This window comes from Faecalibacterium sp. An122 (genome assembly GCF_002160895.1).
GTDB lineage: Bacteria > Bacillota > Clostridia > Oscillospirales > Ruminococcaceae > Faecalibacterium.
Genome location: NZ_NFLL01000016.1, coordinates 33,429 through 47,772 on the forward strand (window position 1 = coordinate 33,429; position 14,344 = coordinate 47,772).

Genomic DNA, 14,344 nt, shown 5'->3' on the forward strand with positions numbered 1-14,344 from the left:
TCGTAAGGCTAGAGTGCTAAAACCGTTCAGGAGGTGCGCTCCATGATTCAATTCGTTTGCACATCCGCCCCTTTGGGGTCGGGTTTCTTTCTCCCGCCGCCGTGTTAGCAGCTGCGTCGCAAGAGTGACAAAGTCACGCTGCACCGCCGGTGGAATCATCCACTTTACGGCATCACTGCACCCCCGCGTGCGCCGAGCGCACCGGTGAATGGAGGGAAGCTTTTATGAATACCAATCAATACACCCAGAAAACCATCGAGGCCATCCAGGCGGCCCAGCAGCTGGCTGTGGAGTACCAGCACAACGCCCTGGAGCCCGAACACCTGCTGTTGGCCATTGCCAGCCAGGAAAACGGGCTGATCCCCCAGCTGCTCCAGAAAATGAGCGTGGACACCGGCAGCTTTACCGCCGCCGTGGCCGAAAAGCTGTCTGCCCTGCCCCGGGTGTCCGGCTCGGGCCGTGACCCCGACAAGATCTATATCTCCCAGGCCGCCGACAAGGCCCTGAGCGCCGCCGCCCGGGAAGCCAAGGCCATGAAGGACGAGTTCATCAGCGTCGAGCATCTGATGCTGGGCCTGCTGAGCGAGACCACCAGCAACACCGCCGAACTGTTCCGGGCCTTCGGCATCACCAAGGACAGTTTCCTCAAGGTGCTCAGCTCGGTGCGCGGCAACCAGCGCGTCACCACCGACAACCCCGAGGAGACTTACAACGCCCTGCAGAAGTACGGCCAGGATCTGGTGGATCTGGCCCGCAAGCAGAAGCTGGATCCTGTCATTGGCCGGGACCAGGAGATCCGCAACGTCATCCGCATCCTGTCCCGTAAAACCAAGAACAACCCCTGTCTGATCGGCGAGCCTGGCGTGGGCAAAACCGCCATCGCCGAGGGCCTGGCCCAGCGGATTGTCCGGGGCGACGTGCCCGAGAACCTGAAAGACCGGACCATCTTCAGTCTGGACATGGGCGCCCTGGTGGCCGGCGCCAAGTACCGCGGCGAGTTCGAGGAGCGCCTCAAGAGCGTGCTGAACGAGGTGAAGAAGAGCGAGGGCAAAATCATCCTCTTCATCGATGAGCTGCACACCATTGTGGGCGCCGGCAAGACCGACGGCGCCATGGACGCCGGCAACCTGCTGAAGCCCATGCTGGCCCGCGGCGAGCTGCACTGCATCGGCGCCACCACCCTGGACGAGTACCGCCAGTATATCGAGAAGGACCCTGCCCTGGAGCGCCGGTTCCAGCCGGTGCAGGTGGACGAACCCACCGTGGAGGACACCATTTCCATCCTGCGGGGCCTGAAAGAGCGGTATGAAGTGTTCCACGGCGTCAAGATCAACGACAGCGCCCTGATTGCTGCCGCCACCCTCAGCGACCGGTACATCACCGACCGCTTCCTGCCCGACAAGGCCATCGACCTGGTGGACGAAGCCTGCGCCATGATCAAGACCGAGATGGACAGCATGCCCAGCGAGATGGATGACATGGCCCACAAGATCACCCAACTGCAGATTGAGCAGGTCAGCCTGAAAAAGGAGACCGACGCCCTGAGCCAGAGCCGTCTGAAGGACATCGAGCGGGAGCTGGCCGAGCTGCAGGACAAGTTCAAGCAGATGAAGGCCCAGTGGGAAAACGAGAAGAACGCCATCGGCAAGGTCCAGACCCTGCGGGAGCAGATCGAGCAGACCAACGCCGCCATCGAGAAGGCCCAGCGGGAGTACGACCTGAACAAGGCCGCCGAGCTGAAATACGGCCGCCTGCCCGAGCTCCAGAAGGAGCTGGCCGCCGAGGAAAAACTGGCCGCCGAGAAGAAGGAGGCCAGCCTCCTGCGGGACCGCGTCACCGACGAGGAGATCGCCCGGATCGTGGCCCGCTGGACCGGCATTCCGGTGGAGAAGCTGGTGGAGGGCGAGCGGGAGAAACTGCTCCATCTGGACGATGTGCTGCATAAGCGGGTCATCGGCCAGGACGAGGCCGTCACCAAGGTGAGCGAAGCCATCCTGCGCAGCCGCGCCGGCATTGCCAACCCCAACCGGCCCATCGGCAGCTTCCTGTTCCTGGGCCCCACCGGCGTGGGCAAGACCGAGCTGGCCAAGGCCCTGGCCGAGAGCCTGTTCGACGATGAAAAGAACCTGGTTCGGATCGACATGACCGAATATATGGAGAAATTCAGCGTCAGCCGCCTGATCGGCGCGCCTCCGGGATACGTGGGCTATGAGGAGGGCGGCCAGCTGACCGAGGCCGTCCGCCGCAAGCCCTACAGCGTGGTGCTGTTCGACGAGGTGGAAAAGGCCCACCCCGACGTCTTCAACATCCTGCTGCAGGTGCTGGACGATGGCCGCATCACCGACAGCCAGGGCCGGACGGTGGACTTCAAGAACACCATCATCATCCTGACTTCCAACCTGGGCAGCGACATCATCCTGAACGACCTGGAGCAGAGCCGCGCCTCCGGCTCCAACGAGCTGAGCGCCGAGGCCCGCCAGCAGATCGACGCCCTGCTGCGCAGCAAGTTCCGTCCGGAGTTCCTCAACCGTCTGGACGAGATCGTCTACTACAAGAGCCTCACCAAAGAGGAGGCCCGCAAGATTGTGGACCTGCAGCTGAACGACCTGCGCCGCCGGATGGAGGAGGGCAAGCACCTCAAGCTGGAGATCACCACCGCCGCCTGCGACGCCATTCTGGACGCCGCCTACGACAGCGTCTACGGCGCCCGTCCCATCAAGCGGTTCATCCAGAGCCGCATCGAGACCATCGTGGCCAAGGCCATCATCCGCGGCGACTTTGCCGAGGGTGCAACCCTGATGGTGGACTGGGACGGCAGCCAGTTTATCCTCAGGTAAAGCCTCTGTAAAGGGGTGGGCAAATCCGGCCCGGCCCCTTGAATACATGGGCTAAATATGCTATGATAAGCATTGAAATGTGCTTTCCGTCGCCGGAAGCCGGCGTCGGGAGGCACATTTTTTTGGGCGGACGCTCCGCCCATGCGCGGGAAAGCCGCCCTGTTCCGGGCCCTTTCCCCGGGCCTGTTTCCGGCCGTTGGAACCCGGCGGGCCCGTCCGTTTTTCACCCTTTGACCAAAGAAAGTTGAGTTGATTTATCCATTATGGACGATGGCAGTATGATGATCGTTGCGGCGCTGGTCGTGTTGATCGCTCTTTCCGGCTTTTTCTCCGCTTCCGAGACCGCCTATTCCTCTCTGAACGAGATCCGGCTGAAAAACCGGGCCGAAAACGGCGACCAAAAGGCCGCGCGGGTGCTGGCGCTGGCGGAGCAGTATGACAAGCTCCTGTCCACCATCCTCATCGGCAACAACATCGTAAACATCTCGGCCTCCTCTCTGGGTACTGTTCTCTTTATCCAGCTGGTGGGCGCCGAAAAGGGCCCCACCCTCTCCACCATTGTGCTGACGGTGGTGGTGCTGATCTTCGGCGAGGTCACCCCCAAGAGCATGGCCAAGGAATCCCCCGAGGCATTCGCCACCGCGGTGGCCCCCATCCTGCAGGTGATTGTCACCCTGCTGACCCCGCTGAACTGGCTGTTCACCCAGTGGAAAACGCTGATCGGCCATTTCTTCCGCGCTCAGGAGGAGCCCGACACCATCACCGAGGGCGAGCTGATCACCATGGTCTCGGAGGCCGAGAGCGAAGGCGAGCTGACCGACCGGGAGGGCGAGCTGATCCGCAGCGCCATTGAGTTCGACGACGTGGAGGTCCAGGAAATCCTGACCCCCCGCGTGGACGTGGTGGCTGTGCGGGATACCACCCCGCTGGAGGAGCTGGCCCAGGTCTTTGCCGAATCGGGCTATTCCCGTCTGCCGGTCTATCACGGCACCATCGATGACATCATCGGCGTGGTCCACGAAAAGGACTATTATCTGGCCCGCCTCCACAAGCAGACCACCCTGCAGAGCCTGGTGACCCCGGCTCTGTTCACCACCGGCACCACCAAGATCTCCGCCATGCTCCGCACCTTCCGCGAGGAGCACCATCACATGGCGGTGGTGGTGGACGAATACGGCGGCACCGAGGGCATCATCACCCTGGAGGACATCCTGGAGGAGCTGGTGGGCGAAATCTGGGACGAACACGACGAGGCAGTGGAGGACTTCCGCCAGCAGTCGGACGGCAGCTGGCTGGTGTCCGGCTCGGCCAGCGTGGATGACCTGTACGACAAACTGGACATCCCGCCCCAGGAGACCGACTCCAACACCGTCAACGGCCTGCTGCAGGACCTGACCGGCCATCTGCCCAAGGTCGGGGACGGCTTCCGGCTGGGGAACTACAGCGGCGTGGTCACCCACACCGCCCGCCGCCGGGTGGCGGAAATCCGCCTGACCCCCATCCCGCCCCGGCCCGAGGAAAACGAGAACCCGGCGCCCCGCCGCTTCTCCCGCTCCTCGGAATCTGCATAACGTCACATAACACAGCGCCCCGCTGGTCCTGAAACCGGCGGGGCGTTTTTGTTGTCAGGTTTCCCGGGCCTCGTTTTCCACATAGAAGGCGATTTTAGTGATGTATTCGCTCTCATCGTGGGTGGTGAGGTAGTCGTTGATGCAGAATTCGTAGGAGTCGGACACAATCCGCAGGCCGTTGTCCCGGCAATAGTCCAGTAGCTGCCGGTAGGACCGGCCCACCGACAGATAATCCCCCACATGGTAGATGCAGGCCAGCCGTCCCGCCGGCATCCGATGGATGTTCCCGGCCTGGTCGGTCTTTTCGATGGGCAGAAAGGCCAGGGAAGCCTCGGTGTACCGCCCCGCCAAAATCCGCTCCCGCGGCACCACCACCCCGCACTGGAAAAACACCGGCAGCTTTTCCCGGAAAGCCTCGGCAAAGCACTGCTTGGTGGCCACGCTGATTTCCCGCAGGGTACAGGGCGGCTCCACCGGCCGGCAGAGGAGATACTGTTCTCCGGCGTATTCCAGGCCGATGTTCTGCCCCGGCCGGCAGTGGGCCAGCGAGGCCTCCATCTGGCCGCACCGGTTCTGGACCCGGCTGCGGAGCATCCGCAGCTCCTCGATTTTCTGGTCGATGACGTCCAGCTGACGGTGCAGGGTGGCCAGGCTGCTGTCCAGGTCATAGTGTTCCATATGGGCCCGGATCTCCTGCAGGGAAAAGCCGATCTTCTTCATAATCAGGATGGTGTCCAGATAGTCGATCTGGCTGGCGCTGTAATAGCGGTAGCCGTTGTCCGGGTCCACCCAGGTGGGCCGGAACAGCCCGATTTTATCGTAGAAAATCAGGGTCTGTTTGGAGATGTTCTGATAGCGGGCCACCTCGCCGATCGAAAAGAGATTTTCCATGTCTGCCCCCTTGACACTATAGTTACTATATCCTTTATACTATCATTGTAATGAAATCCATCCGCAATGCAAGAGGAGTTTGTATGTCTCGCAGCACCGTATCCGTCTGGCTCCGCCGTCTGGGAGAGGGAATTACCTTCCGGCGGGTGGGGCTCATCCTTCTGGGCGCCATGATCGCCACCTTCGGCATCCACAACATTCACCAGCAGACCGGCATCACCGAGGGCGGCGTCATCGGCCTGATGCTGTTCGTCGAGCACTGGCTGGGGGTTTCCCCCGCCTTCATCACCCCGGTGCTGGACCTGAGCTGTTATCTGCTGGCCTTCAAGTATCTGGGCGGCGGCTTTATCAAGATTTCCGCCATTTCCACCCTCAGCGTATCCCTGTTTTACAAGCTGTGGGAACAGTTCCCGCCCATGCTGCCCGACCTGTCCGGCCATCCTCTGATGGCGGCCCTGGCGGGCGCCCTGTTTGTGGGCGTCGGAGTGGGCATCATTGTGCGGCAGGGCGGGTCCAGCGGCGGCGACGACGCCCTGGCCCTCACCATTTCCCGGGTCAGCGGGTGGCGGCTGTCCCGCTCTTACCTGTTCACCGACCTGGTGGTCCTGTTCCTCTCCCTCAGCTACATCCCCCTGACCCGCATCGCCTTCTCCCTGATTACCGTCACCCTGTCCTCCTACCTCATCGACCGCATCCAGAATTTCACCTTCCGCCGGCCCATGCGGGAGACCCAATAACTGCAAAAGCGGCAGCTGTTTTCACAGCTGCCGCTTTTTGCGGTTTCCGATGAACGCTCAGGCTTCCGCCTTGCCGGCGGTGCAGTAGTCCACGATGTGGCGGAACATCTGTTCCACCGCCGGGGCCATGGCCGAGGGCCGGGGCAGAGCCAGACCCACCACGCGCTCCTCCGAGGGCTCGATGGGCAGGATCTGGATATTGGCCTGGCAATCCTTCACCGTCAGCTGGGGCAGGATGGACATGCCCACGCCGGCCTCCACCATGGCGATGTTGGCCATGTCGTCGATGACATGGCAGCAGCGCTGAACCCCGATCTTGTACTTCTTCAAAAACCGGCGCATGTCGGCGTCGGTGGCGTCACCCTGCACCACAAAGTTTTTCTGGCTCATCATGGCGGGGGTCATCACCCCGTCGGGCGGAGCGGGCCAGTCGGCCGGCAGCAGGGCCAGCAGCGGCTCCCGCAACAGCTCGGTCAGGGTGAACTCCTCCTGACAGCTGGAGGCCAGAAAACCAATGTCCACCTGGCCGCTGCGCAGCCATTCCTTGACGTCGTCGTAGGTGCCCTGATAGACCTCCACGTCGATCTGCGGATACTGGGCCTTGAAGCTCTGGAGGATGCCCGGCAGCAGATGGGTGCACACCGAGCTGAAGGTCCCCAGACGAACCTTGCCCTTTTCCAGGCCGTTGAGGCGGGCAATGCTCTGCTGCAGGGCTTCATCGCTGTTCAGCACCGCCCGAATGGCCGGGTAAAGGGATGCGCCGTAGCTGGTCATGGTCACGCCGCTTTTGCCGCGGGTGAACAGGGCAAAGCCCAGCTCCTCCTCCATCACGGCGATTGCGTGGCTGATGGCGGAGGGAGTCAGATGGAGCTGCTGGGCCGCCTTGTTGAAGCTGCCCTGCCGCGCCACCGCGTCGAAGATCTCATACGAAAACAAAGTCATCCGATACACTTCCCCACTTGTGAATCTTCTTCATCTTTTATGTGAAGGTGATGAAGTTCCTTGTGTTGAGTGTACTATCTCCCCCGCCCTTTGTCAAGCGGTATCACCCTTGTTTCACCAGCTTACTGTCCGCGGAAGGCCTTGAGAGCCTCGTCGGCCCGGATGGCCGCCGGGGTAAAGCTGTTGTTTTTCCACCAGGCGGCCAGGGACGCGGCCACGGTGAGGCCCGAAGTCACCAGCTGTTCCAGCTGGCTGTCCTCGATGGGCAGCACCGGCTTGCCCGCCGCCGACAGGATCTGGTTGGTCAGGGCCAGGGCCAGGCAGGCGGTGCGGGCAATGGTGCCAATGGAAATTTCGTTCATGGCGTACTCCTTTCTTTTAGGTAAGGTGTTCCAGTTTGTTTTCCAGGTCCCCGATGCGGTGGTCGGCGACCTTCATCTTTTCTTCCAGCACCGGCACCCGCTGGGCGAAATTGTTGTGGAGCCGGACCTCCCGGGTCAGCTCCTCCAGCTTGGTGTCGGTGACGGCCTGGCTTTTGCTGTTGGCGATCAGGACCCCCACCAGGGTCACCGCCCCCGACAGGGCGGCCGCGATGACGCTCTCCATTCCATCACCCCCGCAGCCCGGTCAGGCCTGCCCGGGTGATGATGGAGGGATAGTCCTTGTAGGCGTGGGAGATGTCCACGTTTCCGGCGATGCCCTCCAGCTGGCCGGTGCTGGTGTACTGCCACATCCCATGGCTGCGGTCGGGGCGCTGGCCGCGATAGTCGGCAATCCACAGATCGTAGGCCGCCAGACGGTCCATATCCAGCTCGGTGTTGGCGTAATAGGTATAGGTGTACACCATGGCGTACAGGCCCCAGCTCTCGATGGTATCGGCGGCATAGGCCACCAGGTCGGTGAGGGCGTCGGCGCTCAAAGGCTTGAGCTTGTTGTCCTCCACGTCCACCGCCACCGGCAGGGTCAGGGTTTTGCCGGTCAGCGCCTGGCGCAGCATGGCCAGCTCGGCGGCGGCCGTCTGGACGTCCTGGGCGTAGGTGTAGTAGTACACCCCCACCGGAATCCCCAGCCGCCTGCACTCGGCATAGTTGCGCTCAAACTGGGGGTCGATGTAGATGCCGCCGAAACTCTTGTTGGTGGACACCGTCTTGAGCATGGCCCCGCCGATCTTCCCCGCCAGCCGCTCCCAGTCGATCACCCCCTGGTAGCGGCTCACGTCAATGATATCCTTCATAATCCTCCTTTCCGGCGTCAGCCGCCTGTGAAACGGTCCGGGCCGCTGTTGTACTGCATGGGTTCTGCCCTCCTTTCTGCGGTTTTCTCCGGTCTCAGCCTACCACAGCGCCGCACCGGCGGCCAGTGTGGCCTTTTGGACCGGATTTCCCGGCGTTTTTCCCGCAGAAAACTGCGCCCCGGGGCCCTGCCCCCGGCGCCGGAGGGCGGGCTCTGTTATACAATCCGCGCATCCATGTATACAAAATAGATATTTGCTTTTCCGGCGGCAGTGGAGTAAACTAGGAGACGTTTGTTTCTCTTGCGGAGAATCTTGGGTTTTTACACGATTATTGCGGAAAGAAGGCACAACAAATGAAGCGGCATTCCCCTGACGTGGATATGTGCAGCGGCCCTCTGGTGGGCAATCTGCTGCGCTTTTCCATCCCGTTGATGGCTTCGGGTATTTTACAGCTCTTATTCAACGCGGCGGATATCATCGTGCTGGGCCAGTTCGCCAGCAGCAGCGCCATGGCGGCGGTGGGCGCCACCTCCTCCCTGAACAGCCTGATGGTCAACCTGTTCCTGGGCCTGTCCATCGGCTGCAGCGTGGTGATGGCCCGCAGCTACGGCGCCCAGGACTGGCGGCGGGTCCACGACACCGTCCACACCGCCCTGCTTCTGGCTCTGTTCTGCGGCGTGGTGCTGGTGGCGGTGGGCGTCCCTCTGATGCCCATTTTGCTGCGCTGGATGGACACCCCCGCCGACCTGCTGGACCAGTCCATCCTCTACATGCGGATCGTCTTTGTGGGCATGCCCGCCATGATGATCTATGACTTCGGCGCAGGCATCCTGCGGGCCACCGGCGACACCCGCCGCCCCCTGTTTTTCCTGACCGCCGCCGGCATCACCAACGCCGGTCTGAACGTCATCTTCGTCCTGTTCCTGCAGATGGACGTGGCGGGCGTCGCCCTGGCCACCTCCATCTCCCAGTATCTTTCGGCGTTCCTGGTGATCCAGTGCCTGAGTGAACCGGGCACCCACTACCAGCTCCACCCCCGGGAAATGCGTCTGTGCAAGCCGGTGCTGGTGCAGATTGTCCGGGTGGGCCTGCCCGCCGGCATCCAGAGCGCGGTGTTCTCCATCTCCAACGTCCTGATTCAGTCCTCCATCAACAGTTTCGGGACCCTGGCGGTGGCCGGCGGCACCGCCTCCTCCAACATCGAGAACTTCGTCTACACCGCCATGAACTCGGTCTATCAGGCGGCCCTCAACTTCACCAGCCAGAACATCGGCGCCGGCAAAAAGGAGCGCATCCCCCTGATTCTGCGGGACTGCCTCTTGATTGTGTCGGTGATCGGCCTGGCCCTGGGCGGGCTGGCGGTTTTCTTCGGGCGGGAACTTTTGTCCATCTATTCCTCCGACCCCCAGATCATCCCCTACGGCCTGGAACGCATCCGCATCATCTGTCTGCCCTACCTGATCTGCGGCCTGATGGATGTAACCTGCGGCGTGGTCCGCGGCATGGGCACCGCCGTCACCCCCACCATTGTCTCCCTGACCGGCGCCTGCGTCCTGCGGGTCATCTGGATTTACACCGTCTTTGCATCCTTCCACAACCTGACCGTCCTGTACCTGTCCTATCCCGTCACCTGGGCGGTCACCTTCACGGTGCATCTGATCTGCTTTTCCTTCTTCTATCACCGGCTGTGCCGGATGCCGGCGGCCCCGGCCTGGGAATAATCCCCGGCCCCTTCCCCGCTGCAATACCTATTAAATAACAAAAGGTCCGAACCGGACGCCCTGCGCGCCCTGTCCGGACCTTTTTGTTATGCCCAGAGGTTATATCAGCCTATGGGAGACAGGTATTTGCTATTTCTCCCGGCCGGTTTTATACTGAAAACGGGGCGGCTGCACAGCCCGCCCTGCATCTTACTTTGAAAGGCGGTCCTGTCCATGAACACGCTTGTTTTCCGGCTGCTGGGGTGCGTTCTGGCCGCGGTGCTTCTGGGAAGCTGTACGGCCCCTCTCCCGGCCGAAACCCCATCCAGCAGGGCGTCCAGCCCCGCCCCGACGGCGGCCGCTTCATCCATTCCTTCCAAGGAGGCAGAAACCATGACCATCCAACTGCAGGTAAACGGCCGCACCTTTGCGGCCACGCTGGAACAAAACGACGCCGCCCGGGCCCTGGCCCAGCGGCTGGCCGAATCTCCCCTGACCCTCCGGCTGCAAAATTACGGCGGCTTTGAAAAGGTAGGCCCCCTGGGCGAGAGCCTGCCCTCCAACGACCGCCAGACCACCACCCATGCGGGAGACATCGTCCTGTACCAGGGGGACCAGATCGTCCTTTTCTACGGCTCCAACAGCTGGAGCTATACCCGTCTGGGCCGGGTGAATGACCTGACCGGCTGGGCCGACGCCCTGGGCCGCGGCGACGTGACCGTCACCTTCTCGCTGGCCGAATAAGACGTCCGGACAATGAAAAAAGCACCAGAAACCATCCTGTGGTTCCTGGTGCTTTTCTGGCGGAGTAGGAGGGATTTGAACCCTCGCGCCGGTTTCCCGACCTACGCCCTTAGCAGGGGCGCCTCTTCGGCCTCTTGAGTACTACTCCAGAGCAAAGTCAGCTAAAACTGATTCAATTAAAAAATGGCGGAGAGAGTGGGATTCGAACCCACGGTGCGTTGCCGCACGGCAGTTTTCAAGACTGCTTCCTTAAACCACTCGGACATCTCTCCTCGTGGGCACCCCATACGCCGTACCGAATGCCCATTTATGATACCAGTTTTCTGCCGTATTGTCAAGAGGAAATTGCAAAAAGTTTCATTTTGCCCCCGCGTGTCCCGCCGCCTGCCGGCGGTGACGCAACATTCCTCTATCTTTCACGGGCGATTTTCGCGTTGACAGCGCTATGCCCCAAAGGTACAATCATATGTAGAATGGTTTTGTCACATCCGCCTGGTTTTTGCAAGGAGGTACCCCCTATGAACGCTTCCCGCCCCGAGCTGAGCTGGCTGGAAGATCCGCGGGTTTTCGCGGTCAACCGGCTGGACGCTCACTCCGATCACACCTGGTACGACGCCGCCGGCGACGGGCTGCGCCAGAGCCTGGACGGCCCCTGGCAGTTCGCCTACAGCCCCTGCCCCGATCAGCGGCCGGCTGATTTCTGGCAGGCCGGCGCTTGTCTGGACGGCTTCGGCGAGATCGCCGTCCCCGGCCACATCGAGCTGCAGGGCTATGGTCAGATTCAGTACATCAACACCATGTACCCCTGGGATGGCCGCCGGGCCATCCGGCCGCCCCAGATCGCCTGGGAGGACACCGCCGTGGGCAGCTACGTCAAGACCTTTGTCCTGGACCAGGCCCTGCAGAACAAGCGGGTCTGCGTCTCCTTCCAGGGCGTGGAGCGGGCCTTCTACTGCTGGTGCAACGGGCAGTTTGTGGGCTACAGTGAGGACAGCTTTACCCCTGCCGACTTTGACCTGACGCCCTATCTGCAGGAGGGCGAAAACCGCCTGTGCGTGGAGGTCTACAAGCACTGCAGCGGCAGCTGGCTGGAGGACCAGGACTTTTTCCGGTTCTTCGGCATCTTCCGCCCGGTGTACCTCTACGCCAAGCCCGCCCTGCACATCGAGGATCTGTGGCTGCGGGCCGGTCTGGAGACCGACAACACCACCGGCACCCTGTCCCCCCGCCTGCGGCTCAGCGCCGCCCAGGGGGCCTCGCTGGAGGGCTGCACCCTTCAGTGCACCGTGACCGCGCCGGGCGGCGGCGTCATCTGGGATGGCCCCATGCCCCTGCAGGCCGCAGAGGACGGTTTTTTCTACGGCCAGCCGGTGACCCTGCCCCGGATTCGCAAGTGGGATCACAGCGACCCCGCCCTCTATCAGGTCACCCTGACCCTGCGGAACGCCGCCGGGGAAGTCCAGGAGACGGTGCCCTATGAGACCGGCTTCCGCCGGTTCGGGATGAACCAGGGCGTCATGGAGCTGAACGGCCAGCGGATCATCTTCAACGGCGTCAACCGCCACGAGTGGAGCGCCGAGGCAGGCCGGGTCATCGGTCCCGAGGATATGTTCCGTGCCATGGAGACCTTCCGCCGGAACAATATCAACGCCGTCCGCACCTGCCACTACCCCAACCAGACCCTGTGGTATCACCTGTGCGACCAGAACGGCATCTACATGATCGACGAGGCCAACCTGGAAAGCCATGGTTCCTGGCAGAAGATGGGGGCGGTGGAGCCCTCCTGGAACGTGCCGGGCAGCCTGCCCGAGTGGAAGGACTGCGTGGTGGACCGGGCCCGGTCCATGTTCGAGCGGGACAAAAACCACAGCGCCGTCCTGATCTGGAGCTGCGGCAACGAGTCCTATGCCGGCGAGGATATCCTGGCCATGAGCGACTTTTTCCACGCCAATGACCCGGGACGTCTGGTCCACTACGAGGGCGTGTTCCACTGCCGGGCCTTTGACCGGATCAGCGACATGGAGAGCCGGATGTACGCCAAGCCCGACGAGATCCGCGCCTATCTGGAAAGCAAGCCCGCCAAGCCCTTCATCCTCTGCGAGTACATGCACGACATGGGCAACAGCCTGGGCGGCATGGAAAGCTATATCCGCCTGATCGACGAGTACCCCCAGTATCAGGGCGGCTTCATCTGGGACTATATGGATCAGGCCCTGTGGCAGGACGGCCCTGCCGGCCGCCGGCTGGGCTATGGCGGCGACTTCGGGGAGCGTCCCACCGACTACGCCTTCTGCGGCAACGGCATCGTCTTTGCCGACGGCGCCGAAAAGCCGGCCATGCAGGAAGCCCGCTACTGGTACGACACGCCGGCCCACCGTGCCGCCCACGACGCCGAAAACGCCCGCCGGGCGGCCGCCTGCGCCCTGCCTGCCCTGCGGGCCGGCGGTCCCCTGACCATCACCGAGGGCGACGTGAACCTGGGCGTCCGGGGTGACCGGTTTGAGCTGCAGTTCTCCTATACCGAGGGCGGCCTGGCCTCCCTGCGCACCGCCGACGGCAACGAGTGGATCTGGCGCGCGCTGCGGCCCGCCCTCTGGCGTGCCGCCACCGAAAACGACAAGGGCTGCGGATTCCCGATTCGGAGCGGCGCCTGGATGGCCGCCGACGCCTATCCCCAGGTGACGGGCTGGAAGGTAGAGGAAAAGACCGACTCCTGTGTCCGCATCCGGTATACCTTTGCTTTCCCGTCGGTGCCGGGCACCTCTGCCGACATCCTGTACACGGTAACGGGCAGCGCCCTGCGGATGGACGCCCACTATCACGGCACCGAGGGTGCTCCCGAACTGCCGGTGTTCGGCGTTCGTCTGTCCACCCTGCGGCCTGCCGCACGGGTCTGCTGGACCGGCCTGTCGGGAGAGACCTACCCCGACCGGTTCCGCGGCGCGACCTTCGGCCGCTGGACCGAAGAGCCCCACATCCCGGCTTATCTGGTTCCCCAGGACTGCGGCGTCCACATGGGCACCCACACCCTGACCCTGGAGCAGCAGAACGCCACCCGCCGCACCACGTCGTCTCTGACGGTGCAGATGGCAGACGGAAAGCCCTTTGCCTTCTCGGCGCTGCCCTACACGGCCCAGGAGCTGGAGAACGCCGCCCACCAGGACGAGCTGCCGCCGGTGAGCCGCACCGTCCTGACGGTGATGGGCGCCGTTCGCGGCGTAGGCGGCATCGACAGCTGGGGCACCGACGTGGAGCCCGCCTACCACATCAGCGGCCAGGAGGATCACACCACTTCCTTCCTCATCTCCTTCTCCTGACTTCGGCTTTTTCGTGAAAAAGCCTTGCAAAAAGCTTTACTGTGTACCATACACTCTGGCCGCTCTTTATAGGGTGACAGAGGGTTGCAGACTGTGCCGCGCTCACGCTAGGTTCGGGCTGCGCCCGGGTACGATGCAAACACGCCGGAATCTTTCCGGGATTCTTGCAGTTCCACGGGGCCGTTACGCTTCGGCTCGCTCCCGGCGTTTTTTCCTCTTGCGCTTAGCCGGTTTTTGCGGCGTGCCAAGGATGGCGCTTGCAAAAACCGGAGCGCAGCTCCGGGTTGCGGTGCCCTGCTTTTGCTTTGGGCGTCGTCGCGCCCTTGCAAAAGACAGACCGCTGCCCCTGCTCCGCCTCGGCTGTTTCTGCC

The 14,344-nt window shown here is 62.6% G+C and carries 11 protein-coding genes and 2 tRNA genes; 6 read left to right on the plus strand and 7 right to left on the minus strand.

All coding sequences use genetic code 11. From position 1 onward, the window contains the following. Positions 1–224 precede the first annotated feature (224 nt). Both clpB and B5E67_RS10285 read left to right on the plus strand, forming a co-directional pair. Complete coding sequence (gene clpB / locus B5E67_RS10280; protein WP_087385160.1) at positions 225–2,837, plus strand: ATP-dependent chaperone ClpB; 2,613 nt, start codon at positions 225–227, stop codon at positions 2,835–2,837. Between the two features lie 263 nt (positions 2,838–3,100). Beyond that, positions 3,101–4,408 carry a hemolysin family protein gene (locus tag B5E67_RS10285; RefSeq protein WP_087385162.1) on the plus strand — a complete coding sequence of 436 codons (1,308 nt, stop codon included), beginning with the start codon at positions 3,101–3,103 and terminating at the stop codon, positions 4,406–4,408. Positions 4,409–4,462: 54 nt separating this feature from the next. Here B5E67_RS10285 and B5E67_RS10290 read toward each other — a convergent pair whose 3' ends face one another. Beyond that, on the minus strand, positions 4,463–5,299 hold the full coding sequence (locus B5E67_RS10290; RefSeq protein WP_087385164.1) for a MerR family transcriptional regulator: 837 nt from the start codon (positions 5,297–5,299) through the stop codon (positions 4,463–4,465). Positions 5,300–5,382: 83 nt separating this feature from the next. Between B5E67_RS10290 and B5E67_RS10295 the strand changes: the two genes are divergently transcribed. Then, positions 5,383–6,036, plus strand: coding sequence for a YitT family protein (locus tag B5E67_RS10295; protein ID WP_087245925.1), 654 nt, complete (start codon positions 5,383–5,385; stop codon positions 6,034–6,036). A 57-nt stretch (positions 6,037–6,093) separates the two neighbouring features. On the opposite strand, the gene B5E67_RS10300 is transcribed toward B5E67_RS10295, so the two are convergent. The 4 genes from B5E67_RS10300 to B5E67_RS10315 form a co-directional block, all read right to left on the minus strand. Beyond that, positions 6,094–6,978, minus strand: coding sequence for a LysR family transcriptional regulator (locus B5E67_RS10300; protein ID WP_087245927.1), 885 nt, complete (start codon positions 6,976–6,978; stop codon positions 6,094–6,096). A gap of 122 nt (positions 6,979–7,100) precedes the next feature. After that, positions 7,101–7,340, minus strand: coding sequence for a phage holin (locus B5E67_RS10305; protein WP_087366764.1), 240 nt, complete (start codon positions 7,338–7,340; stop codon positions 7,101–7,103). Between the two features lie 16 nt (positions 7,341–7,356). Further along, entirely contained in the window at positions 7,357–7,584 is a 228-nt protein-coding gene (locus B5E67_RS10310) for a hypothetical protein (RefSeq protein ID WP_087245931.1), read from the minus strand. Between the two features lie 4 nt (positions 7,585–7,588). Then, complete coding sequence (locus tag B5E67_RS10315) at positions 7,589–8,212, minus strand: GH25 family lysozyme (protein WP_087385166.1); 624 nt, start codon at positions 8,210–8,212, stop codon at positions 7,589–7,591. Between the two features lie 353 nt (positions 8,213–8,565). On the opposite strand from B5E67_RS10315, the gene B5E67_RS10320 reads away from it, so the two are divergent. Next, positions 8,566–9,933 carry an MATE family efflux transporter gene (locus B5E67_RS10320; protein ID WP_087385168.1) on the plus strand — a complete coding sequence of 456 codons (1,368 nt, stop codon included), beginning with the start codon at positions 8,566–8,568 and terminating at the stop codon, positions 9,931–9,933. 372 nt (positions 9,934–10,305) lie between these two features. Then, complete coding sequence (locus B5E67_RS10330) at positions 10,306–10,656, plus strand: cyclophilin-like fold protein (RefSeq protein WP_087385172.1); 351 nt, start codon at positions 10,306–10,308, stop codon at positions 10,654–10,656. Between the two features lie 57 nt (positions 10,657–10,713). Here B5E67_RS10330 and B5E67_RS10335 read toward each other — a convergent pair. Both B5E67_RS10335 and B5E67_RS10340 read right to left on the minus strand, forming a co-directional pair. After that, positions 10,714–10,804, minus strand: a tRNA-Ser gene (locus tag B5E67_RS10335). Between the two features lie 36 nt (positions 10,805–10,840). Next, a tRNA-Ser gene (locus B5E67_RS10340) sits at positions 10,841–10,928 on the minus strand. A gap of 246 nt (positions 10,929–11,174) precedes the next feature. Between B5E67_RS10340 and B5E67_RS10345 the strand changes: the two genes are divergently transcribed. Beyond that, positions 11,175–13,973 (plus strand): glycoside hydrolase family 2 TIM barrel-domain containing protein, encoded by a 2,799-nt coding sequence (locus B5E67_RS10345; protein WP_087385174.1) that lies wholly within the window; start codon positions 11,175–11,177, stop codon positions 13,971–13,973. Positions 13,974–14,344 lie beyond the last annotated feature (371 nt).